Source organism: Psychrobacillus sp. NPDC096623 (assembly GCF_044762655.1).
Lineage (GTDB): Bacteria > Bacillota > Bacilli > Bacillales_A > Planococcaceae > Psychrobacillus.
Map to the genome: position 1 here is coordinate 36,573 of NZ_JBIWER010000002.1, position 22,702 is coordinate 59,274.

The following is a 22,702-nucleotide window of genomic DNA, read 5'->3' on the forward strand; positions in this document are numbered from 1 at the left end:
AAGAAAGCGGTTACTAAACGGGAAATGTCTTTGCTTTGGGCGATTACGCCATTACTAGTCATGGTTATTACTATGGTTATTACAATTATAAATTTAGAACAGGGACCACATATTCCATTAATCGTTGGAACAACTGTTGCTGCGATTGTTGCATGGAAACATGGATTTAAATGGTCTGATATCGAAGAAATGATGTACAAGGGTATTAAACTAGCATTGCCAGCAGTAGTTATTATTATTTTAGTAGGATTAATAATTGGTGCATGGATTGGCGGCGGCGTTGTTGCAACTATGATTTATTATGGTCTAAAAATTATTACTCCTGCATTCTTCTTAGTAACTATTTGTGTTATTTGTGCTATTGTTTCTCTTGCAATCGGTAGTTCTTGGTCGACTATGGGAACAATTGGTGTTGCGGGAATGGGTATTGGACTTAGTATGGGAATTCCAGCTGGAATGATCGCAGGAGCCGTAATTTCAGGCGCCTATTTTGGAGATAAGATGTCACCATTATCTGATACAACAAACCTTGCAGCAGGGTTAACAGGAACAGATCTTTTTGTTCACATTAAACATATGTTATTTACGACGATACCAGGAATTCTAATAGCCCTTGGAGTATATGGGTTCCTAGGAAACAGATATAAATCAAGTAATATTGACCAACAAGATATTAATCAAACAATTTCCATGTTAGATCAAAGTTTTGTCATTTCACCGTGGTTGTTATTAATTCCACTAGCAGTAATAGTACTAGTAGCATTTAAAGTACCAGCTATACCGGCATTGATCGTGGGAATTTTATTAGGCTTCTTATCTCAAATACTCATTCAAGGTGGAAACGTTGCAGATGCGGTTGGAGCTTTACAAAGCGGGTATGTTATCAATACTGGAAATGTGATGGTTGATGATTTGTTTAACCGTGGTGGTTTAGATTCGATGATGTACACGGTATCCATGACGATTGTTGCCATGACATTTGGAGGTATCTTGGAATATTCTGGGATGCTACAATCTATCATGCGTCAAATCTTAAAATTCGCAAAATCAGCAGGGTCTTTAGTAGCTTCAACAATTGTTGCTTGTTTTGCAACAAATGCTACTTGCTCAGAGCAATACATTTCCATCGTTGTTCCAGCGCGTATGTTTTCAACTACTTATACAAAAATAGGGTTACATTCTAAAAATCTATCCCGAGCTTTAGAGGATGGGGGAACACTTACTTCGGTCTTCATTCCTTGGAATACGTGTGGAGTGTTTATCTTGGGGACATTAGGAGTAGGGGTAGCAGAATATGCCCCATTTGCTATTTTAAATTTTGTGGTACCAGTTATTTCTATCATCTATGCAACAACAGGCTTTACAATTCAAAAAATATCTGAATCTGAAAAAGTGGCGATTTTAAACAAAGAAGCAGCAGAAGCATAAAAAAATGTGCAAGCACAAAACATAAAAAAGGGGGTTCTCGTGGAACCCCCTTTTGTTGTTATAATTCACCTAATTATAGGTTGGAAAGTTTAGCTCATATATAGCGCGTGGTCTGCCTTGCTGATAGGTCATTTCTTCCCCTATGACTTGCGCATATCCATGATCCACAAGTTTTTTTAATATACGTTCCGTCGTACGTCTACTAACCTGTAAATAGAGTTCTAAGTCATAGGCTGTAAACTCTGTGGATTTTCTTGAACGACTAAACTGTATTACTTTGGATAAGTTTGCTGGACTTAATGTAGTTTCTTTCGCTATTTGCACCAGTAGAGGTTTATTATTTTTTAAACGTACCTGCGTAATACTATTTGGATATGGTCCAAGTAATTCTTTGGAATCGGTTAATAAGTACACGGTATTATCGGTTGCATAAGACAATGCATCTTTTGCATTTTGAGTAGCCTCTATCACCGTTTTACCACAGCCAAATGCAATTTTGAGTGGTGAAGAAAAATTCATCCAGGCAGAAACAGTATTTTCAGTTAAGGCTTCCTGAACATCACCTTGAGTAGAAAACAACGTATACATATTATCTGTTTCCTTTACTATAGTTGCCTGAATAGAAGCCGCAATTTGCTTAATGTTATGCTCGGAAACGGGATCATTTATAGTTGATTGGATATAACCTACTGCAATTTTAGCAGACTGACTTTTGAAAAGAAGTGCGAGTGACTTTGTGTCTTCTATTCCTTTAATAATAGACCTTTTAGGGTCAATCATTCGAATTACAGAAAGATTGTTGTCTCTTAACGCCTGATAAACTGCATGAATACTCGTTAATGCTAGTACTGCTTCACCACTCTTTTGCAAATTGGTATGAAAGGCGACAATCTCATCCAAATCAAAAGAAGTATCAATTTTCATCAAAAAAGGTGTTAGATTGGTTTGTCCGATATCCTCTAAAACACTCTGTACACTTTCAGGATGTATTAAATCGATAGAAAGCTTCTGGATGGAGGTTGGACGAGCAGAGCAAAGAGATAATAAGGTGGTCGTGATAGCGGTTTCATCTTGTTTCAAATAATTAACTGGTACCGGTAGTTTTTCGATAGTTTCAGTTGCGTAGATAAAAGGAAATGATCCTGAAAAAAATACTGCATCACATGGCTTAATATCCTGAACTATATTTTTTGCTTCAGACGGCTTATCATATGTATAATAGTCCAAACGAATGGATGAAAGTTCATGCTCGAACCGCCTTAAACGTTTGATGAAATCAACTGATCCTAATACAGCAATACGTATTACCATTTCGGCACCCCTTACTAATTTTTAACGACTATTTACCGACAACTATACCGATAACTATAACACTTTTAAAGAAAAGAGGAAATTACACATGAAAATTAAAGAAATAGATATTTACGCAATTAGATTACCTTTAATTGATCCATTTATCATAAGTTACCATACTTATAATGATATGCCATCTATTATTGTTAAGCTTACAACTGATAATGGTTTAGTGGGTTACGGAGAAGCTGTTGCTGATGAGCATGTGACAGGTGAGACTTGGGAAAGTACATATGCATTATTGAAATATACGTTAGCGCCAGCTGTTATTGGAGAAAATCCTATGGAGTTTGAGCGCTTACATGAAATAATGAACAAAGCGGTTTATCAGGCACCAGCAGCAAAAGCGGCAATCGATATTGCCTGCTACGATTTGGTAGGGAAAAAACTTGGTGTTCCTGTATACCAACTATTAGGTGGTCGTTATCACGAAAAATTCCCTGTCACACATGTATTAAGTATTGGAAAACCAGATGATATGGCGGAGGAAGCAGATAGAAGGATTAAAGAAGGATATTCCTCCTTTAAGATGAAGGTCGGGACAGACGTGCAGGTTGATGTGAAACGTATTCAAGCGGTGCGTGCAAAAGTCGGAGAGGAAATCGCTATTCGTGTAGACGTAAATCAAGGCTGGAAAAATAGCGCTACAACTATTATGGCTATGCGTCTGTTAGAAAAAGAAGGGCTAGATTGGCTAGAGCAACCAGTAATAGCTGATGACTTCAATGGAATGGTAGAAGTAAAAGCAAAAACAAGTACCCCTCTTATGATGGACGAAGGCTTACGAAACTTCAGGGATATGCGCGAGTTAATTGAGAAACAAGCCGCACATAAAGTGAATATTAAACTGATGAAATGTGGCGGAATTTATCCAGCGATGAAACTAGCTCATATGGCAGAGATGGCAGGCATCGAGTGTCAAATCGGTTCCATGGTGGAATCCTCTATTGGATCGTCTGCAGGATTTCAAGTAGCATTTTCTAAAAAAGTATTTACTAGCGTAGAGTTAACGGGTCCATTGAAGTTCTCCAAAGATGTTGGGAATTTACATTATGACGTTCCGTTTATACAATTAAATGAACGTCCTGGACTAGGTATAGATGTAGACGAAGAAATACTACAGGAATTAACTGAGTTCTCTACAAAAGTGACAAAATAAGAGGAAGTGTTTGCATGAAAGAATGGCAAGGTAAGCTTGGAGATAAAGAATATATTGTTCGTGAATTGACGCTAGAACATTTGGATAGCATTTTACGCTTGCAGCATATCGTGTTAAGAGCAATGGAAAACGATAATTTCTTATCTCCATTAACAATAGGAGAATATGAAGACTCAATCGTTCGTAACTTAATGATTGGAGCATTTGTAGACAACGAACTAATTGCTTTCCGAGCTTTGGCAGTACCACCCGTTGATGAACAGCATTTAGGCTATGATATTGGTCTGTCTCAAGAGCAGCTTGAGAAGGTAGTTTACCAAGAAATCACGAACGTTCATCCACAATTTCGAGGATTTGGTTTGCAAAAAAAACTTGGAGCAATCATCATGGAACTCCTTGACGCTTCACCCTATACACATGTATGCGCAACAGTTGCACCATTCAACATTGCTAGCTTAAAGGACAAACTAAGCCAAGGAATGATAATAGGCGCATTAAAAAAGAAATACGGGGATATGCTTCGATACGTGTTTTATAAAAAAATTCATGTGGCACGTAATAACGGAGATAAGCTTATAGAAATACCTATGGATGCCATTGAAAACCAGCAGCAACTAATTGCGGATGGATGGATCGGTACAGCCATTTTACAAAAAGAGAACACCTGGTATGTAACTTATGAAGAAAAAGGAACATACATCTAATAGAGACACTCCCTGAATTAGTTCAAGGAGTGTCTTTTGATTTGGTTATGTTAAAGGGTAAGGTTGATTAACCATAAATGAATATGAAGAATAGGTTTCTCTATATAATTTTTCGTTGAATATTTATATTAAAAAAACATAAGGTTGTGAAGGTGTGTTTACTTAAACTAACGCAGTAGGTTAGTTGAATAAGAAGGAGTATATAGAAAGTTGTCGAAGTTGAGATATTATGAGGAATATTTATGTAAATGGGTAAGGAGGGGGTATAAATTGGATGAAAATTTTATTTCTGTATTTATTGCTTATAATAGCAATATAACTCCCATTTATTGTTATAAGTTTTAACTTTGGGTTTGTAACAGGGGGACCTCCTGGAATCGTTGGGTTGATAAATACTATTGTTTTCTTATTCATTTGGTTAGCTGTGAGTATGATGATGGGATACAAATTAAAAAAGTGATTTAATCTATTCGAGATTCATTTCGATTTTTCATTTTTATACACCTACACATGAATTTATTATGCTTGCTAATTAAGTGTAAAAAAAATAAATAACCGTAATTAATGGTTATGTTAATTGCCTCGTTTTTTTAGTTTTTTTATTTCAGAATATAAATAGTCAAGTTGTTCCTGCACATTTTTATTCTCACTTTGTTCTTGTCGTTCTTCTTCTAATGCTAGGACAGCGGATATAGTGGATATCACTTCACCGACTGTCGAGAATAGTTCGCCGATTACAGCAAGTTCAGCAGCACGAATAGATGAATTGGAATTTTGTTTATTTTTATTATTACTTTCACTATTGTTCATTTAGAAAGTAGCCTCCAATACGGACAAATTATTAAAAGATGTCTTTGCTCTTGTAAATTTGTTGATTAAGATTCTTTACTTTTTCAGTTAAATCGCTGACATGTTGTATCATATTTTTAAGGTCGTCTATTTTACCTTGTTGTTCTTTATGATCTTCTTCTGATGTAAGTATTATAGATGTGTCTGAAATTGCACCGCAAATTGTAGTTATTAATGCGTCCATCACAGCACTTTGTATCGCGTGATTTTCGTAATCGGGATTTTGATCGACACTTTCACCGATTGACAATATTGGGTATCCTCCTACTAAAAAAAAATTAATAACTCAACATAATTGTATGCTTTGTAACAATTTATATGAAAAAGATTAAATTGAAAGAGGCAATGTTGGTATTAACTATCTTATGCTTCTCTAGAAAGTATTAATAGGAAGGTAAATGTACACATTGCGAACATAATGTGTAATAGAAAAGATGGCCTTATTCAACTAACGGGTGCTTTAGTTTAGCAATTGGCTGCCTATTTGGACTACTTATTACCTTTTGAATTATTTTGATAAAAATAAAAAAACGAAAAAATAATGTCTATAAATATTCTTATGCACGTTTGAATCAGTTTTGCTGAGTACCCAGATGTAGATATTAAAAAAACTATTGTGTTCAGAAGAAATGTTTAAAAGGAGTTACGGAAAAGTCCTTCTTCAACTAACGGGGCAGGTTAGTTGAACAAATTAACACAAGATTTATTGAAACGAAAACTATGAAATTCTGTCTAATTATAAAAGGAGTGATGATACTGAAGAAACTTAGCTTAATTCTGTCTTTAATATTTTTATCAATAGGGTTATTGGGCTGCCAACAAAGTGGTAAAGAGAAGGAAACCAACACTAAAAATGTGACCAGCTCTCCTACTAAAAATATGCCAAAAGATATGCCTAGTGATTTTGATTTTTCTATTCAGTTCGGTGTTCAAAAAAAGAATGAAATTAATACTTTCGAAGGAACAGTGACTAAGGATTTAATAGCAGATGGTACTGCAACCACAGAGTTAATCTTAACAGAAGAAGAAATGAAAGATATTTATGAGAACATGCAAGGAATTAATATAGCCGAAACGAAGGAATTTACACCTAAACCTATAAACGGAACGGCTTGTATGCAAGAACCGCACGGAGAAGATGAATGGAAAATTATAATTAATGGTGAAACGGTAAAACACTTATTTTCAGAGGAATACTGCGAACCAACGAACGATGCAAAACAGCTAATTGAGTTGAGAAATTATGTCTTTAATATAATTAAAAGCAAGAGTGAATATAAATCACTCCCAGAGTCCAAAGGTGGGTACGAATAGTTATTCAAATAACGGGTGCTTTACTTCAACAAGGAATAAAGCATTTTTTCTTATTAAAATAACGAAGCAGTTTAGTTAAACAAGAAATTTGTTACCTCACATATCAACTTCTTAAATTCCTTAATAAAAGGGGGGCTCATTATGAAATTTACAAAGGTTTTATTTGTTTTATTGGCAATGACTTTGTTTGTTATTACTGGATGTTCTAGTGGAATAGAAAACGAAGGACAAAATATAGAAGTTCAAATGCGTATTGGTGATGAAAATAAATATGAAGACTTCAAAGAAATTACTGATAATAAGCAAGTTCAAAAGGTGAAAGGTATATTAGATAAGGCTGATTGGCAAAATGCCAAAGTAGATATGGTACGTCCTGCTGATTACAGGTTTGGATTTCAATTTAAAAATCCTGAAATAGAGGCAAAAGCAGTATTGTATGAAATTTGGATAAGTCCACATAAAGATAAAGTGGAGGTTGTAAAAGGTGATAATGAGTATGTTCAACTAAATGAGGAGAATTCTACTGTTTTATTTGAAATATTAACAGGAGAAGAGCTTTCTGATTTGTGATTGGATAATACTAATACAGATACAGATATTTTAAAAAAACTTGGAGCTTTAACTTTAATCCTTCTTCAACTAACGGGTGAATTACTTCAAGAAAGGTAAAGCCTTTTTCTTATTGAACTAAAGGTACAGGTTAGTTTAATACGGAAAATGAAATTACAAAGATTATAGAGGTTTAGAAAGTAGGTTAATCAGATGGTTCAACGCTTAAAAAAAGGAGATAAAATCGGGATTTTTACCCCATCTTCTCCTGCAACAGTTACAGCCTATCAACGCTATCAACGTTCTAAAGCTTTTATAGAAGAAAAAGGTTTTGTTATAGTAGAAGGAGAGTTGACAGGGCAATCAGATGTGTATCGTTCTGGCACACCCAAAGCACGTGCAGAGGAACTAAATAAATTATTACGAAATCCAGATATTAAGATGATTATGTCTACTATAGGTGGCACAAATTCAAATAGCTTGTTGCCATACATTGATTATGAAGCATTTAAGGAAAACCCAAAGTTAATCGTTGGATATTCTGATGCAACCGCTGTTTTACTTGCCCTTTATGCAAAAACAAGTATCACAACATATTATGGTCCTGCTCTTATTCCCTCTTTTGGTGAATTTGAGCCTCTTGTAAATGATACCTATCGTTATTTTGAACAATATTTCATGGAAGAAAATAAGCTTCCATACGAAGTTCCAATGCCATCATTTTGGTCTGATGAGCCAGTGAATTGGCTTGAAAAAACAACTGATAAAAATCTTTATCGTAATGAGTGGGTAACTGGGCATAGTGGAGTAGCAGAAGGGCGATTAATAGGTGGTAATGTAATTTGTAAATGCAATGTACGGATTTATTGGTTCGCCTTATTTCCCAACAATTGAGCATGGCGACATATTATTAATTGAGGACTGTATGAAAAATGCTTCTGTTGTTGAGAAAAACTTTGCAATGCTTAAGTTACATGGTGTTTTTGAAAAAGTCGCTGGCATAATTTTAGGTAAACATGAACTATACGATGATTTAGGTACAGGAAAACTACCATTAGATTTATTGATTGAACAATTAGATGGACTCGACATTCCAATTTTAGCTGAATTCGATACATGTCACACTCATCCGATGCATCCATTAGCTATAGGTAAAAAAGTGAAGTTAGATGCAGATGCTAAAAAGGTAGTAAGCATAGAAAATTGGTTATAAGGCTGCACTCCTAAAATAGTAAAGTTCTTATTCAACTAACGGATGCTTTACTTTAAGAAGGAGGAAAGCTTTTTTCTTATAGAACTAACGCGACAGGTTAGTTCTATAAGAAAATGGGAGTTTTTATGTCGCATTAGGCTCATTAAGTGTAATAGAAAGAAAGGCGCAAAAAATTACGCCTGTAACTTAAGTAGTAAAAAAAATTTTTACTGTTCTGGGTGAAGGATATTGCAGGCACTTAACCAATTTCCAGAAGGATCTTTAAATCCAAAACCACCAAATTCGCCTTGTAAATTTAAAGGACCAACTTCAACTTGTTTTCCTTCAAGCCACTCATATAATTCTTTTAAGGAAGGGGTATAAAAGTCAATTATGCTATGAACGATATTAGTATTTGTATTTCTGAATGATAATCCATTAATTTCTTCAGTTTCAACCAAGAAAATCGTTGGAACTCCTTTTGATTTCATAGTAAGCATAGCATTTTTTTCACCTTGAAAGTGGACTTCGGCACCAAGGATATCGATATAAAACTCTATAGATTCTTCTAAATTAGTAACTGGTATTTCCAGTGTAGCAATATGTGAAATTAAATTAGTCATAGTAGCCTCCTGTGTTTTGTTTGCACATATATTTTTCTACACTCAATTAAGAAATCCCTCTTAAGTTTCATTAAGAATAGAAAATAGTTTATCGCTAATCGGTCTTATTCAACTAACGGGTGCTTTAGTTGAAGAAACGGCTGCTTTAAAAGGGCAGCGTTTTCTTATGGAGTAATAAAGTTGATAACTTCCAAGTAACTTTGTGTTTAGAGAAATATGTCAAAGGGTAAACCTTCTTTAGAACTACCAATACATTTAAAGGAGGAACTAACATGGCAGATTGGAAAAAGAAATTATTGGCTAGTGGATTGGCAGGCGGGTTAGTGCTTGCTGGAGTGGCTGGTTGTGGGGATGGCGTTGACCAGGATAATGGCGTTGATGATGGTGAAGAGATGGATGATGTAGATGATGAAAATAAAAATGATGAAGAAGAATAAGTGAACAAGTGTCAAACTATTGAGTTATTCGATAATCTTGAAGAATCAGCGGAGGTCATTCACCTTCTAATAAATGAAAATCCAACTATTTAAACCTCTTATTCTTAAGAGGTTTTTTTACATAGTATGGTTCAACTCTACAATAATCTTATTCAACTAACGATGCAGGTTAGTTGAATAAGATTTGATATACGGAAAGTTATTTTGTAGTTGGTAATATCAGGGGGTATTATGTGTAACCAAACACAAATACTGTTCCTGTAAACAAGACTTTAGATGGCACAATAAAAATACATAGGAGCATTTTTAGTGGTTTTGATAATTTGACATAGCCAGAACACCCCCCTACCAAATGGAAAGGGGAGTTCGTAAGCATGTAACAATTTAATCTAATGTATCTAATTTCCCTTTTATATATTTCGACCTCGCTTGAATAAAATCCAATATATATGACGGTTCATTATCCAATAAATGGATACTATCTTTTTTATAAGGATCTTTTTGAATATATGGTCTTATCAAGTCATGGAGACCTTGTATTTTCTGTTTCAAATATTCTACATTAAATTGGTTGTTTAAAATAACTTCTAGCAAGTTTTTGTATTGATGCCGAAATGTTTTCACGTCTAGAATCCTTGCCGTTAGCGTATTAAATCCTTCAATTCTTAAATAGTCTTCCTCCATCACTTTCCCATTTACATCTCTACCCCATGTTGCATCGTAATCCCATGGAATGACTTCGAATAGCCTCGTTTCGCTATTCTGGTATAGTGCGTAATTATGAACAAAACCATCGAAATTTTGGGTGAAAACAACGCCAGCCAACCAGCGAAGATACTGATCAACATTGAGATATTTCACAATTTCATTTTCAAATTCAGCTCTTGAAATAGTATTAATTTTAATAATCATTTCTTGTAAATAAAATTCATCTTGTTCTGTCCCATATTTTTGTTCATAGCCAAGCTTAAGTGATTTCTTCACTTCTTTATCAAGATCACTCATTAACGAAAAGTTAGCATCGCCGTCTACCGCATAAAATATAGGACCTTTTGGTAGTTTTCGATTCGCAAGGAAATACTCATCCACTGACTCTAATTCCAAATAAAGCCCCTCATTTTTCCCATTCAGTTTCAGATATACAAATCGAGACTTTGGCGATAAGCACCCTATTTCACTGAAAAAATCGAGCGATAATTTATTTCTTAATAGAGAAGGATCTTTATATTCTGCGTTTAAATGAATTTCTTTGGCATTTCTATACGTACTTGGTTTATAAAACGAAATGTGATAGGATTTCTTTCGAAAATCACGGATGTGGGAGCCACGATATGCAATATCGATTTCATATTTCTTTTTGTTTATCGTAAGCTTCGCGGAAACCGGATCATCTATCCAAATATCTTTTCGAAGTTCACTTAAATCGATAGGATGAATAAAAAGCTGATATTCTGGTATTTTCATACCATTATCCATAGGAATTCTTCCTTTCTTTTTTATTATATTCAATGACCCTAAAATGAGAGATACCACGAAAAGATTCGAAATTATTAATTATTGTTAAATAGTAGTCGTTTGTCTCAACTATTGATATAACAATTTCGTATCTTACTATATGGGAAAGAATGTGTATTTGCACAAATTTTAAAAAAGATATTGATTTACCATCTTTCTCTAATATAAATGAAAGGAGGATTAATTATGTCAAATTTTTCTGTTTACGGCATACAGAATGCAGCCAAATTGGCTAACGATAGTGGGTTAGGTAACTTCATGGTCCAGGATCCTTTTAGTAACAAACGAACGAGCAATCGGCGCACTTCCCGGAACCAACGACGCACGAGCAGCAATCGTGGCACTTCCCGGAACCAACGACGCACGAGCAGCAATCGTGGCACTTCCCGGAACCAACGACGCACGAACAGCAATCGGCGCACTTCCCGGAATCAACGACGCACGAGCAGCAATCGTGGCACTTCCCGGAACCAACGAAGCACGAGTAGCAATCGTGGCACTTCCCGGAACCAACGACGCACGAGTAGAAATCGTTGCACTTCCCGGAACCAACGAAGCACGAGCAGCAATCGTGGCACTTCTCGGAACCAACGACGCACGAGCAACAATCGTGGCACTTCCCAGAATCAACGACGCACTAGGAGAAATCGTCTTAACTACGATAGCGATGGATGCGGCAATAGAAGGAACCTTTGGGATGACTAGTTATTTTAAATCTTCGAAGCTATTTTTCACTATCTGAGGAGTATCACACTTTATTTTCTTTAAAGCACTATTGAGTGCAACGTGAGCTGTCTTCAAAAGGCAGATTATTTTTATTGAATTATAAAGTAGTATACGACAGCTCGAAAAAACTTCTTCAACTAACGGGTGCTTTACTTTAAGAATGGGTAAAGCCCTTTTTCTTATTTAACTAATGCAGAAGTTTAGTCGAATAAGATATAAATATTTGTTGGAAACTTTGAAAATAAAAAGGATAAATAGAAATTGTAGATACAACTGAAATTGTATGAACCCGACAAGTTGAAACCAACAGTCCGGGTTTTTTATTGTTTTATTGGCTCATTAAGAAATCTTTGCTCTTTCTAATAGTCACATATAAAAATGTTAAAATGTAGCGAATGATAAAAATAAAAAAAGTTTGTAACGAAACGATGATTTTTTAGATATATAGGTTGAAAGGAGGTAGAACATTGGGGGAGCTTACGGAAGTCTATGAACAATATGCTGATCAAGTTTTTAAATATTTAATGATCCTTTGTCGTAATGTAGACATAGCAGAGGAACTAACACAAGAGACTTTTTATCAGGCTGTTCGTTCAATCGACACTTATAATGGCGAATGTAAAATGTCAGTTTGGCTTTGTCAAATTGCAAAGTATACATATTATAAGTACGTTGATAAACAAATCAAACAACCGCAGTCACCACATCTACTGAACCAATTACCTTCAGTAGAAAATAACCTCGTCGAAAGTGAAAATAAAATTGCACTTTATCGGATGATTCATTTGTTAGACGAACCGTATAAAGAAATTGTGTTACTTCGTATACTGGGCGGCTTAACCTTTAAAGAAATTGGAGAAATACATCTGAAAAATGAAAATTGGGCAAGGGTAACCTTTTACCGGGCAAAGTTAAAATTAAGAGAGCGAGGGAATATGAATGAAGAATGAATGTTATATTGTGCGTGATTTATTACCATCATATATAGATCAACTATGCAGTGAGGAAAGTTCAAGATTTATAGAGCAACACATCGCTACTTGCGAACAATGTGCTGAGCTTCTGAATCAAATGCGTGTAGAATTTGATATTCAAGAGCATCCAGAAATTAATGCTCGCATAGATCAAAAAAAACCTTTTCAAAAACTTGCACATTTTTTCAGTGCACAGAAAAATTTCACGAAATTTTTAAGTATTTCCTTTTGGGTTGCATTCCTCGTGACGGTCGGTTTTTTTATATACTCTCTGAACGTGTTGTCCGAACTTAACGATGAGCGAGAAGGGGTAAAAGTAATTGAACAGCAAAAGCAGGATATTATGGAAAAGACATTCTCCGTATTATCGGCACAATCTAATATAGATGAAATAGCACTACAAGCCGTTTTCCAAAAATATAGTGGGCAACTGGAACATTTGGCTGTATTTACTATTGAAAATATAGATGATGTCACATATTTACAAGAAGGTCCTAAAAATTTCTATCCAATAGATTATTCACAAGCAGAACTTGTTATTGGTGAAAATGGGAAGATTACTGAGTCTATCATTCCAAACGATTATGATTTAGGAACTGTTGCAATGGCCAACGATCAATGGATTGTACAATATGAATATCAGGATTCATATCTTGAAAAAATTGAAAATGCGCACCAAATTAAATATTATTCACCTTCTATTTGGACAGTATTTCAGTTGTCGATTGTATTTTTCATCATTACTGCGTTCATTTTAGGAGTCTGGCTAATTCAAAAACGTATTACAAAACCAGTGGAAAACATTTTGGACTAACTAAAAAAATTCGGTTTTCTTGTTAAACTAACGAGTGCTTTACTTCAAGAAGGAGTAAAGCTTTTTTCTTATTGAACTAGTGTGGTTGGTTAGTTGAACTATGAATAATATATTGACTCCGGATATTGTGTTTGTTTATAAATAAATTTCGTTTAAAAGATTGGGAGGAATTTGATAGTAACTTCTTTCACCAACGGTGCTTTACTTCAATAAGAGGGTATCTTCGGAATAGTGTCGAAGTAGACATTATAAAGGTTTATTAAACGAATATTACTTAGAAAAGTAGGGATGATTTTGCAATTGCATACTGAAGTTTTTGGAGATGGCGAACCTATTGTATTTCTTCATACAGGCTTACAAACAGGTTTAACTGATTTTGAATACCAGAGAGAATATTTTAAAAATAACTATAAAGTTATTCTTCCAGATTTAAGAGGGCATGGTAAGTCATTTGAAAATAATTTTAAAAATTTCCTAGACGATTCTGCAACAGATATGGAAGAAACACTTAATAAATTTGGTGTGAAATCAGCTCATATAGTTGGATGTTCGTTAGGTGCTTTAGTGGGATTATGCTTCGCAAAAAAATTCCCCTATAAAGTTAAAAGTTTAACTATTTCTGGAGTTCTAGCTGAGAAGCCAGAAAACTGGTTTGAGACGCATAAAGAAGATGTAGAATCTCAAGCAGAATTATTGGTAAATAAAGATGTAGTTAATTACTTTGATAATTTACATATGTCTGATTGGAGACAGTTTATATATATGGGACAAGATGATGAATGGTATCCATTTCAATTAACAAAAGATTTGGATGGTATTAATTCACCTATTTTGTATATGGTTGGTGAAGGGAATAAGGGTGAAACAAAAGGTGCTTTATTGTACCCTTTATTGAAGGAGAACGTTCACGTGTCTATTATTCCATTCGCATCGCACCTAGTTCATTCTGAACAACCAGAAATATATACAAAAGTATTAGATGTATTTATAAATAATATCGAGAAAGTATAACTCTTCTATTTCAACTAACGCAGCAGGTTAGTTTAACAAAGGGATTATTTTATATTAAATACAGTGTGACTCAGAAACGATATAAGGTTTATAATTAATAATTTTTATACAACCGATGCAAGAGTTGCTGAGCAGATATGTTTCTGCAGCTCTTTTTCTAATTGTGAATTTACAAAAAGGGATTTGTAATTTTATGTAGAATTGGAATATGTCTGGCTGTTGTTTTTTTATAGCCAAAACTTATGGAAGGGGTGACATATTGAAAAAGAAAAAATTTCAAAATAGCATGCTAATGAGAGGGATTACTTCTTAAATAAGGTATCATCCTCTCAAAGGTAATGGGAGGAAAAATAAGAGATGATGAAATTAGAAAACATGGTACGAGGATTAGCTTCCGATACGATCGCCAAGAGACTCATTCAATTCTGGGAACATGACAAGGGAACTTTGGAGCTGTGGCGTGCAAGTTCAAACTTTGTTTATGCTTTTGAACGTAATCAAGTTCAATATTTTTTGAGATTTAGTTTTGAGCAGGATAACTCTATTGAACAAATAAAAGCTGAATTAGAGTATATGCAATATTTAAACTTAAATGAATTTCCATCTGTAATACCAATTAAATCACTAAGTGGAGAACTTATTGAAACACTAATGTCTCCTGAAGGAACGTATATTGCTGTTGTCTTTAGTGCAGCTAACGGCATTAATTTGGATTCCGATACAATTACCGAAAAACAGATGGAGGAATGGGGAAAATCTCTAGGCTCACTACATTGTTTGTCAAAAAATTTCGAGCCTGTATCTGAAAGAAGAAATAGTTGGGTGGACACAGTACATTTCATGGAAAGTGTATTTCAAAAGCATCCAACTGAACTTATTGCCCTTGAGGAGCTAGGTAGGGTTAACACTTGGCTGCAATCAATACCTACTGGAAATGATGTGTACGGATTGATACATTATGATTTCCAATTAGATAATATCTTTTTTGAAGAGAATAAGAATTATAGTTTCAATGTAATCGACTTTGATGATGCAATGTACCATTGGTATGCAATTGATATCGTTACAGCCCTTGATGATTTTATTGACGATGATAATCCACATTCAAAACTACTGATTCAGTCTTTTTTGAACGGATATCGTTCGAAAATGGTCCTAGAAAATGATGTAGTGACTCAATTTCCGCAATACCAAAGATATTCAAACTTATATAAGTTTGCCAAATTGTTAAGAACTTTGGAGTGCGAAGAAATTAATGATACTCCACCTTGGTTTGACTAAAGGTAAAGTTAGTTCGTGTTGCAGATGAATTAAGAAAGACCTTTCAGGAATCACGGTAAAAGAATCATGAAATTACATGAACTGTTTATTGCAGTTCATGCTGCAAAGAAGCTTAATAATTTAACGAGCTTTGCCCCTTTGACTACCATATCAAAGGGGTTTTTTTATAGTGCAAGAAAAAGAATATCTAAATTTTCGGGTGACAATAAAGTTGTTCCGCTAACGGGCGTAATAGTTGAATAAGCGTCTCTGTTCTTAATTAAGTAAAAAAAAGACATCAAAATATAATGAGCTTGGAGATGAATTTATTCCTCCGTCAAATGTATGAGAAAGACTCAAGACCAATGACTGAACTAAATAGCTGAATTTTCAATTATAGTGAAATAATAAGAATAAGTTAAGGGGTGTTTCAAATGAAAGATCTATACAAAGACTCTCGATTTCGTCTCATTATTTCTGCTAATATTGCTTCCTCTATTGGTTCAGGAATAACAATGATTGCGATACCATGGATGCTTGTATCAAGTGATAATGGCAATAAGGTATTTGGGTATATAACGATCTGTATGACCATATTAAGCTTTGTCCTTACACCATTTGTAGGGAATCTAGTAGATAGAGTTTCTCGAAAGAAGTTATTAATTATAAGTGAAATTATATGCTTTGCATTATTGTTTATATTTTCCCTAATAGGTTTTATTGGCTTATCCTATGAAATTTGGCATTATACAATTATTTATATGATTGGTAGTTTATATTACACCATTTTTTATCCGACGATGTTTGCTTTAAATCAAGAGATATTTACGAAGGAACAATATAAATCCTTAAATGGAACGATGGAAGTACAGGGGCAACTTTCGAGTATGATTGCGGGGGCTTTAGCTAGTATTTTATTGGTAAAATGGGATTTACATTATATTTTGTTACTAAATACGATATCATACGGTGCTGCCATCTATTTTTATTTGAAATTACCGTATGCTAGGTTATCCATTGAGAAGGCAGAAAAAGTTGTTAAGTCACAAGTAAGTGAAGGACTAAGATATATGTTAGCGCGTCCTTCCGTGTTTATTTTTTTATTATTTTCTTTCATGCCTTTTATTGGAGTGATGCTAACGAATTATTTGTTTCCCGTCTATCTAGTGGATGTATTTAAAGCGGACGCGAGTATTTATGGGATTGAGGGAATGATTTATGCAATAGGAGCAATAATTGCAGGGGTATTCGTACCGACATTATCCAGTAAAATTGGAAATGAAAAGACGATGATCTTCGGAGTATTTGTATATACGATTGCTATATCATTAATTGTTTTGGTTAATTTACCGGTATATCTATCACTAATGTTATTTTTGGCAATAGGTAATAGCAGTACTAGGGTCGCTAGGAACTCTTTTTTAATGGACCATATTCCTAACAATATAATAGGAAGAGTCGATAGTTTGTTCCGTACACTAGGCCTTTTAATCAGAATTCTATTACTTGCTATCTTTACTAAAATGGTTTCCTCTGAACTCATCATTTATTGCTTTTTCGTGTTAAGTGGGATTTTAATGCTTTCCTTGTTTCTCGTAGTTGCATCATGGAGAAAGAGCTTTCAGGTAAAAAAGAAAGATTGTCCTGTCATAGCAAACACCTAGTGAGAAGTATCACTAGGTGTTTTATTTTTAACGAGTATTTGAGAAGAGAACCGGGTATAGGATAGCAAAATCTAATCTCTATTCAAGAGATAGAAAGAAGGTCCAGAGTGAAACAATTTGCCATAATCATACCAGCTTACAAGCCCGGTGAAACATGCAGAAAGCTAATAGATGACATCATTAAGGCAAATTTTCAATCTATCATAGTAATTGACGATGGTAGTGGTAAGGAATTTGAACCAATCTTTCATGCTATTTCTTCAATTCCGCAAGTAACCCTTCTTCGTCACGCGGTCAATCAAGGGAAAGGGAGAGCTTTGAAAACAGCTTTTCATTACATACTTAATAATTCTTTGCCTCATAAAGCTGTCATTACTGTAGATGCAGACGGGCAGCATCTTGTATCGGATATGATGAAAGTTGCTAAACAGATGTCCCGAAAAACGAATGCTGTAGTACTAGGCAATCGAGACTTCTCGGAAAAAGAGGTACCTTTCCGCAGTTTTTTCGGAAATCGCTGTACTCGTTTACTTTTCCGATTATCAACAGGTACTGTTCTTACAGATACTCAAACGGGGCTTCGTGGAATTCCTACAAAGCATCTTCCTCAATTACTACGTGTTACAGGGGAGCGTTTTGAATATGAGATGAATATGTTGGCTGCGCTAAAGCCCGAAAACATACCAATAGAAGAAGTGCCTATTCAAACCGTATATCTGGAAGAAAACAAATCCTCTCATTTTCACCCACTGAGAGACTCATTTCATATTTATAAGGTGTTTCTATTCTATGCACTGTCTGGAGCAGCTTCTTTTGCTATAGATATCGGTTTATACGCCTTATTTATAAAGCTTTGGAGAGAAGATGCACCCGAACTATTTATCGTTATCGCTACTATCACAGCTCGTTTTTTATCGGCCCTATTCAACTATTATGTAAATCGCAATAAAGTTTTCAAACAGGGCTCCCGAAATTCGTTTATCCGCTATTATTTACTCGCTGCTTTTATCATGTTAATATCTGCCGGCTCCGTCCATTTTCTATATGCAGAATGGCTTGGAAGAGGAGAAATTGTATTGAAGGTTATAGTAGACGCAATTCTTTTCATTTTTGGTTTTATCATACAACGTGCTTGGGTATTTCGAAAGGAGTAACGAAGTCCAACTGAATTATTTCTGTGTTAAATAGTGCATTTTTTACTTAGTATCTGTCTAACTTAGGCGCTTACGCTTTTCTTTTGTGAAACCATTTTCCTTCTCACCCGTAAATTAACTATGCTTAAAAAAGAGAAAGAGGGTTTGAGAAAATGACCAGCGTATTTATTATTTCTGCAGTTGCAGCGATACTTACCGCATTATTAGTAGTCCCGTTGACAGCTAAAAGAAAAGACATGGTAACTTCTATCATTGGTCTGACGATTTTAACTTTTATCGTACTCGCGATTATATATTATGTAACGAACCTAGATCGTAATTGGACCGCGTTATGGCCATTGCTAGTTATCGCTACTTTAGCGGGGATGATACTCACTAAAGGCAAGGAACAAAAAGCAAAGGGTATTCTGTTCCTAGGGAGCTTAGGTTTAGCTATCTTTATGCTAACAGCACCTTTTTGGAATGCAGATGAAAAATATAAAGTGGCGGAAATGCAGCAAGAGGTTGAGATTGAAGCGTTTGATGAAACGAAGACGCCTGCTAGCGTACCACCAAAATTTGCGCGCAATAAAATGAAAAAAGCTTTTGGGCAAGTACCTAATACGAGCTATTTTGAATTAGGTAACTTACAAATTCAAAAGGTAAAAGAGGAATATGTATATATTGCTCCAGTAGAATTTTCTGGACTGTTCAAATGGTGGAATGGAGATGTCACACCAGGTTATTTTACAATGAGTGCAACCGACTCGTCGGATAATCCGAAATTTATAGAAGCAGAAATGAGCTATACTCCGTCTTCTTATTTCCATAAAAACTTAGAAAGACATATGCGTATGAAGCATCCGACAAAAATTTTCTATGGGGATCCTCAATTAGAAATTGACGAGGATGGAAAACCTTATTACATCCGTTCCTACGGTAGCTTCATTTCTGCGCGAAATGGGTTTGATGTAAAAGGAATTGTAGTGGTAGATCCAGCTACAGGTCAGACAGATTCCTATAAAATTGGTGATGTACCGGCGTTTATAGATGGGGCAGTATCTCCGGAAACAGTAAGCTTACAAAATAGCTATTTTGGTAAATATGTACATGGATTTATTAATAGTCTATTTGGTAAAAAAGATGTGAAGCTTCCATCCGATGAAGGAACCGAGGCAAATGTAAGTCCTATTTTTGCAGAAGATGGGCAAATGTATTACTTTACAGACTTTACGAGCCCAAAAGAGGGAGTAGACTCAATGCTTGGTTACTCTTTGACAGATGGTCGAACAGGAGAGGCGACTTACTATACAGGGAATCTAGAGGAATCTTATATGGATTCCCAAGGGGCACTACAAATTATTGAAAAGAAATTTATCGAGAAAAAGTGGTCTGGTGAAATGCCGGTATTATACAACTTTTACGGAGAAGCTAGCTGGTTAACACCCGTATTAGACTCTAATGGATTTCTGCAAAATTACTTTATAGTGTCAGCTGCAAATCCAGAGATCTCGGTCTATGGAAATACGCCAAACGAAGCTTTAAAACTATATAAAACTGCTATTCAACGTGGAGGAAGCTCTGTAGATGGAAACTCCAATGCCGAAGAGAAATCGGTAGCTGGTACGGTTGTGCGTGTCTTTAAGGAACGTGTAGGCGACTTTACACAAGTTTCGTTCTTATTAGATAACAAGCAAAGCTATATTGTATCTTCCGAAGTTGCACCACTGGCAGTTTATATGCAAGAAGGGGATAAAGTGCAAGTGACATTCCTAAATACAGAAGAACTTTTCTTGCCAGTAAAAGAGGTAATAATTCAAGGAATTGAATAGTAGTTAAATAAAAGCTATCCTAAATCAAATAGGATAGCTTTTATTGGAGTTTAAAACAAATGGAGGGATGATTTGAAGATTCATTATTTGACAATAGGTGAAGTAGCGAAGCTAAGCAATATATCTGTTCAAACTTTACGTTACTATGATCAGATAAATTTATTTAAACCTTTCGAGGTTAGTACGAGCAATCGATATAGGTACTACCAAAATACACAACTGTACTATTTAGATATTATTAAATCATTGAAATATCTTGGATTATCACTAGAAGAGGTTAAATCAGTATTAAAATTAAAGCCTGAAGAATTAGTCATATATCTGGAAAATCAAGAAAAAAGAATTGAAGAACAATTTCAAAGACTCAACAAAACAAAGCAGGTATTACAACGAAAAAAAGAGCAAATACAATCTTTCGTGCTAGAGCCAAATATGATGACTGTTAGCAGAAAGATCTTAACTGCACAAAAAATAGTAAAGATAAAAACGCATAATATGAAAGTTGATGATATCCCAAATAGGGAATTTGGACGTATCAGTAAAGTGTTAGAAGATGAGGGAAGCGTATTCGATACATTATATGGCGGTTCCTTTCCTCTTCAAAGGTATGAATTCTTAAATGATATAAACTATGATTACTTATTTACATATATTGTGACAAATAAAGATTTTGAAGTGAAATATGAAGATGTGGAAATTAGTTTGTTACCTGCTGGAGAGTACCTTAGTATTTCTTTTGTTTTAGACGACAACGAATATATTGAATGCTACCAGAAGTTAATCGATTATATTGAGGAGCACCAATTAGTCGTAGATTCGATTGTATATGACGTCTGGATGCCGATAAATTATTCAGCTTCCAAGGAAGATGAGTTTTTAGTGGAACTCAAAATACCTATTCAAACTACTTGACCCTATAGTAACTATAGGGTTTATTTTTATTTATATGCTGAATAGAATTAGAAGGAGTTTAAAGATGGTTTCTCAAAAAAGTGGTCTAAATAAAGTGATTTATTTAGTATTAGTAAATTTATTTATCGTTTTTTTAGGAATAGGACTAATTATTCCAGTTATGCCTACATTAATGCGGGAGATGAGCTTAGAAGGCGCTACAATGGGTTATTTAGTTGCCGCATTCGCATTCGCACAGTTGTTAATTTCTCCAATTGCAGGTAAATGGGTGGATTCTTTTGGCCGTAAAAAAATGATTGTAATTGGTATGTTCATATTTGGAGTCTCAGAAATGCTCTTCGGTCTCGGCCAAGACGTGAAGATATTATATATTTCAAGAATATTAGGAGGTATCAGTGGAGCATTCATTATGCCAGCTGTTACGGCATTCGTTGCAGACGTCACTTCTTTAAGAGAACGACCAAAAGCAATGGGGTATGTTGCTGCAGCAATCAGTGCTGGATTTATTATTGGACCTGGAATTGGTGGCTTTTTGGCAGAACATGGTACAAGAATTCCCTTTTTTGTTGCTGCAGCTCTAGGATTTTTAGGTGGAGTATTTTCGCTTATTATTTTGAAGGAGCCAGCGAGAGAGAATTTAGAAAGCGAAGGAGAGCAAATTAAACCAGGTTTTCGTAAAGTATTGGAGCCAATTTATTTAATCCCGATGATCATCATTCTAGTATCTAGCTTTGGTTTAGCAGCTTTTGAAACCGTTTATTCTCTATTTGTAGACCATAAATACGGATTTACACCAAAAGATATTGCTCTAATCATTACGGTAAGTGGTGTTCTAGGAATCGTCTTCCAAGTCTTAACCTTTGATCGCATTGTAGACAAAATTGGGGAAATTAGGTTGATTCAAATTTGTATAGGTGTATCAACGATTTTCATCTATGCGATGATTAAGGTCTCAGCTTACTGGTCAATTTTACTTGTTACCTTTGTGATTTTCTTGTTGTTCGACTTAATGAGACCCGCGCTGACAACGTATTTGTCTAAAGTAGCAGGAAATGAGCAAGGCTTTGTTGGAGGATTAAACTCCACATTTACAAGTATAGGAAATATTATTGGACCTAGTATCGCAGGGATTTTATTTGATGTGCATATTGATTATCCTTATGTATTGGCAATGATTATACTTGCAATTAGCTTTGTAATATCATTATTTTGGAAGAAACAAAAACCGGTTTTTAAAGAACAGTAGAATAATT

21 protein-coding genes and 1 pseudogene are annotated in these 22,702 nt (G+C 34.9%); 17 read left to right on the forward strand and 5 right to left on the reverse strand.

Annotation, left to right across the window (positions count from 1 at the left end):
- The first annotated feature begins 24 nt into the window (after nt 1-24).
- The gene (gene nhaC / locus ACIQX2_RS04860) at nt 25-1,428 is read left to right on the forward strand and encodes a Na+/H+ antiporter NhaC (protein ID WP_402849076.1); all 1,404 of its coding nucleotides are present in this window, start codon (nt 25-27) and stop codon (nt 1,426-1,428) included.
- A 69-nt stretch (nt 1,429-1,497) separates the two neighbouring features.
- On the opposite strand, the gene ACIQX2_RS04865 is transcribed toward nhaC, so the two are convergent.
- Entirely contained in the window at nt 1,498-2,739 is a 1,242-nt protein-coding gene (locus ACIQX2_RS04865; RefSeq protein ID WP_402847530.1) for a transcriptional regulator, read from the reverse strand.
- A gap of 88 nt (nt 2,740-2,827) precedes the next feature.
- On the opposite strand from ACIQX2_RS04865, the gene ACIQX2_RS04870 reads away from it, so the two are divergent.
- Together ACIQX2_RS04870 and ACIQX2_RS04875 are read left to right on the forward strand one after the other, a co-directional pair.
- The gene (locus ACIQX2_RS04870; protein ID WP_402847531.1) at nt 2,828-3,940 is read left to right on the forward strand and encodes a mandelate racemase/muconate lactonizing enzyme family protein; all 1,113 of its coding nucleotides are present in this window, start codon (nt 2,828-2,830) and stop codon (nt 3,938-3,940) included.
- Between the two features lie 14 nt (nt 3,941-3,954).
- Nucleotides 3,955-4,644, forward strand: coding sequence for a GNAT family N-acetyltransferase (locus ACIQX2_RS04875; RefSeq protein ID WP_402847532.1), 690 nt, complete (start codon nt 3,955-3,957; stop codon nt 4,642-4,644).
- Nucleotides 4,645-5,217: 573 nt separating this feature from the next.
- Here ACIQX2_RS04875 and ACIQX2_RS04880 read toward each other — a convergent pair.
- Both ACIQX2_RS04880 and ACIQX2_RS04885 read right to left on the reverse strand, forming a co-directional pair.
- A complete protein-coding gene (locus ACIQX2_RS04880; RefSeq protein WP_402847533.1) occupies nt 5,218-5,454 on the reverse strand; it encodes a hypothetical protein in 237 nt (78 codons plus the stop codon).
- A 31-nt stretch (nt 5,455-5,485) separates the two neighbouring features.
- Entirely contained in the window at nt 5,486-5,743 is a 258-nt protein-coding gene (locus ACIQX2_RS04885) for a hypothetical protein (RefSeq protein ID WP_402847534.1), read from the reverse strand.
- Between the two features lie 500 nt (nt 5,744-6,243).
- On the opposite strand from ACIQX2_RS04885, the gene ACIQX2_RS04890 reads away from it, so the two are divergent.
- The 3 genes and pseudogenes from ACIQX2_RS04890 to ACIQX2_RS04900 all read left to right on the forward strand — a co-directional run bounded on the left by ACIQX2_RS04890 (nt 6,244) and on the right by ACIQX2_RS04900 (nt 8,569).
- A complete protein-coding gene (locus ACIQX2_RS04890) occupies nt 6,244-6,807 on the forward strand; it encodes a hypothetical protein (RefSeq protein WP_402847535.1) in 564 nt (187 codons plus the stop codon).
- A 141-nt stretch (nt 6,808-6,948) separates the two neighbouring features.
- Complete coding sequence (locus ACIQX2_RS04895; RefSeq protein WP_402847536.1) at nt 6,949-7,377, forward strand: YhfM domain-containing protein; 429 nt, start codon at nt 6,949-6,951, stop codon at nt 7,375-7,377.
- 192 nt (nt 7,378-7,569) lie between these two features.
- Nucleotides 7,570-8,569 (forward strand): annotated as a pseudogene (locus ACIQX2_RS04900) (S66 family peptidase).
- A 206-nt stretch (nt 8,570-8,775) separates the two neighbouring features.
- On the opposite strand, the gene ACIQX2_RS04905 reads toward ACIQX2_RS04900, so the two are convergent.
- Nucleotides 8,776-9,171 carry a VOC family protein gene (locus tag ACIQX2_RS04905; protein ID WP_402847537.1) on the reverse strand — a complete coding sequence of 132 codons (396 nt, stop codon included), beginning with the start codon at nt 9,169-9,171 and terminating at the stop codon, nt 8,776-8,778.
- Between the two features lie 272 nt (nt 9,172-9,443).
- On the opposite strand from ACIQX2_RS04905, the gene ACIQX2_RS04910 reads away from it, so the two are divergent.
- Nucleotides 9,444-9,608: a hypothetical protein gene (locus tag ACIQX2_RS04910; protein WP_402847538.1), complete on the forward strand. Its 165-nt coding sequence runs from the start codon at nt 9,444-9,446 to the stop codon at nt 9,606-9,608.
- A gap of 384 nt (nt 9,609-9,992) precedes the next feature.
- Here the strand turns inward: ACIQX2_RS04910 and ACIQX2_RS04915 are convergent, their stop codons facing one another.
- Nucleotides 9,993-11,084, reverse strand: a complete 1,092-nt coding sequence (locus ACIQX2_RS04915; RefSeq protein ID WP_402847539.1) for a CotH kinase family protein — start codon at nt 11,082-11,084, stop codon at nt 9,993-9,995.
- Between the two features lie 376 nt (nt 11,085-11,460).
- Between ACIQX2_RS04915 and ACIQX2_RS04920 the strand changes: the two genes are divergently transcribed.
- From ACIQX2_RS04920 to ACIQX2_RS04965, 10 genes are all read left to right on the forward strand, one after another.
- Nucleotides 11,461-11,865, forward strand: coding sequence for a hypothetical protein (locus tag ACIQX2_RS04920; protein WP_402847540.1), 405 nt, complete (start codon nt 11,461-11,463; stop codon nt 11,863-11,865).
- Between the two features lie 451 nt (nt 11,866-12,316).
- Nucleotides 12,317-12,799, forward strand: coding sequence for an RNA polymerase sigma factor (locus tag ACIQX2_RS04925; RefSeq protein WP_402847541.1), 483 nt, complete (start codon nt 12,317-12,319; stop codon nt 12,797-12,799).
- Nucleotides 12,789-13,637, forward strand: a complete 849-nt coding sequence (locus ACIQX2_RS04930; RefSeq protein ID WP_402847542.1) for a zf-HC2 domain-containing protein — start codon at nt 12,789-12,791, stop codon at nt 13,635-13,637. Before ACIQX2_RS04925 ends, ACIQX2_RS04930 begins: the two co-directional genes overlap by 11 nt.
- Nucleotides 13,638-13,931: 294 nt before the next feature.
- Nucleotides 13,932-14,648, forward strand: coding sequence for an alpha/beta fold hydrolase (locus ACIQX2_RS04935; protein ID WP_402847543.1), 717 nt, complete (start codon nt 13,932-13,934; stop codon nt 14,646-14,648).
- Between the two features lie 357 nt (nt 14,649-15,005).
- Nucleotides 15,006-15,929, forward strand: coding sequence for a phosphotransferase enzyme family protein (locus tag ACIQX2_RS04940; protein ID WP_402847544.1), 924 nt, complete (start codon nt 15,006-15,008; stop codon nt 15,927-15,929).
- A 413-nt stretch (nt 15,930-16,342) separates the two neighbouring features.
- Nucleotides 16,343-17,572: an MFS transporter gene (locus ACIQX2_RS04945; RefSeq protein ID WP_402847545.1), complete on the forward strand. Its 1,230-nt coding sequence runs from the start codon at nt 16,343-16,345 to the stop codon at nt 17,570-17,572.
- Between the two features lie 107 nt (nt 17,573-17,679).
- Nucleotides 17,680-18,726: a glycosyltransferase gene (locus ACIQX2_RS04950; RefSeq protein ID WP_402847546.1), complete on the forward strand. Its 1,047-nt coding sequence runs from the start codon at nt 17,680-17,682 to the stop codon at nt 18,724-18,726.
- A 152-nt stretch (nt 18,727-18,878) separates the two neighbouring features.
- Nucleotides 18,879-20,537, forward strand: a complete 1,659-nt coding sequence (locus ACIQX2_RS04955; RefSeq protein WP_402847547.1) for a hypothetical protein — start codon at nt 18,879-18,881, stop codon at nt 20,535-20,537.
- A 72-nt stretch (nt 20,538-20,609) separates the two neighbouring features.
- Entirely contained in the window at nt 20,610-21,449 is an 840-nt protein-coding gene (locus ACIQX2_RS04960; protein ID WP_402847548.1) for a MerR family transcriptional regulator, read from the forward strand.
- A gap of 64 nt (nt 21,450-21,513) precedes the next feature.
- The gene (locus ACIQX2_RS04965) at nt 21,514-22,695 is read left to right on the forward strand and encodes an MFS transporter (RefSeq protein WP_402847549.1); all 1,182 of its coding nucleotides are present in this window, start codon (nt 21,514-21,516) and stop codon (nt 22,693-22,695) included.
- Nucleotides 22,696-22,702 lie beyond the last annotated feature (7 nt).

Excerpts from the sequence above, each read along its gene's own strand:
- ACIQX2_RS04945 (WP_402847545.1), top strand. The coding sequence starts at position 16,343 with ATGAAAGATCTATACAAAGACTCTCGATTTCGTCTCATTATTTCTGCT.
- ACIQX2_RS04880 (WP_402847533.1), bottom strand. The coding sequence starts at position 5,454 with ATGAACAATAGTGAAAGTAATAATAAAAATAAACAAAATTCCAATTCA.
- nhaC (WP_402849076.1), top strand. The coding sequence starts at position 25 with ATGTCTTTGCTTTGGGCGATTACGCCATTACTAGTCATGGTTATTACT.
- ACIQX2_RS04915 (WP_402847539.1), bottom strand. The coding sequence starts at position 11,084 with ATGGATAATGGTATGAAAATACCAGAATATCAGCTTTTTATTCATCCT.
- ACIQX2_RS04940 (WP_402847544.1), top strand. The coding sequence starts at position 15,006 with ATGATGAAATTAGAAAACATGGTACGAGGATTAGCTTCCGATACGATC.
- ACIQX2_RS04930 (WP_402847542.1), top strand. The coding sequence starts at position 12,789 with ATGAAGAATGAATGTTATATTGTGCGTGATTTATTACCATCATATATA.
- ACIQX2_RS04895 (WP_402847536.1), top strand. The coding sequence starts at position 6,949 with ATGAAATTTACAAAGGTTTTATTTGTTTTATTGGCAATGACTTTGTTT.
- ACIQX2_RS04955 (WP_402847547.1), top strand. The coding sequence starts at position 18,879 with ATGACCAGCGTATTTATTATTTCTGCAGTTGCAGCGATACTTACCGCA.
- ACIQX2_RS04890 (WP_402847535.1), top strand. The coding sequence starts at position 6,244 with ATGATACTGAAGAAACTTAGCTTAATTCTGTCTTTAATATTTTTATCA.
- ACIQX2_RS04910 (WP_402847538.1), top strand. The coding sequence starts at position 9,444 with ATGGCAGATTGGAAAAAGAAATTATTGGCTAGTGGATTGGCAGGCGGG.
- ACIQX2_RS04865 (WP_402847530.1), bottom strand. The coding sequence starts at position 2,739 with ATGGTAATACGTATTGCTGTATTAGGATCAGTTGATTTCATCAAACGT.
- ACIQX2_RS04875 (WP_402847532.1), top strand. The coding sequence starts at position 3,955 with ATGAAAGAATGGCAAGGTAAGCTTGGAGATAAAGAATATATTGTTCGT.
- ACIQX2_RS04965 (WP_402847549.1), top strand. The coding sequence starts at position 21,514 with ATGGTTTCTCAAAAAAGTGGTCTAAATAAAGTGATTTATTTAGTATTA.
- ACIQX2_RS04905 (WP_402847537.1), bottom strand. The coding sequence starts at position 9,171 with ATGACTAATTTAATTTCACATATTGCTACACTGGAAATACCAGTTACT.
- ACIQX2_RS04870 (WP_402847531.1), top strand. The coding sequence starts at position 2,828 with ATGAAAATTAAAGAAATAGATATTTACGCAATTAGATTACCTTTAATT.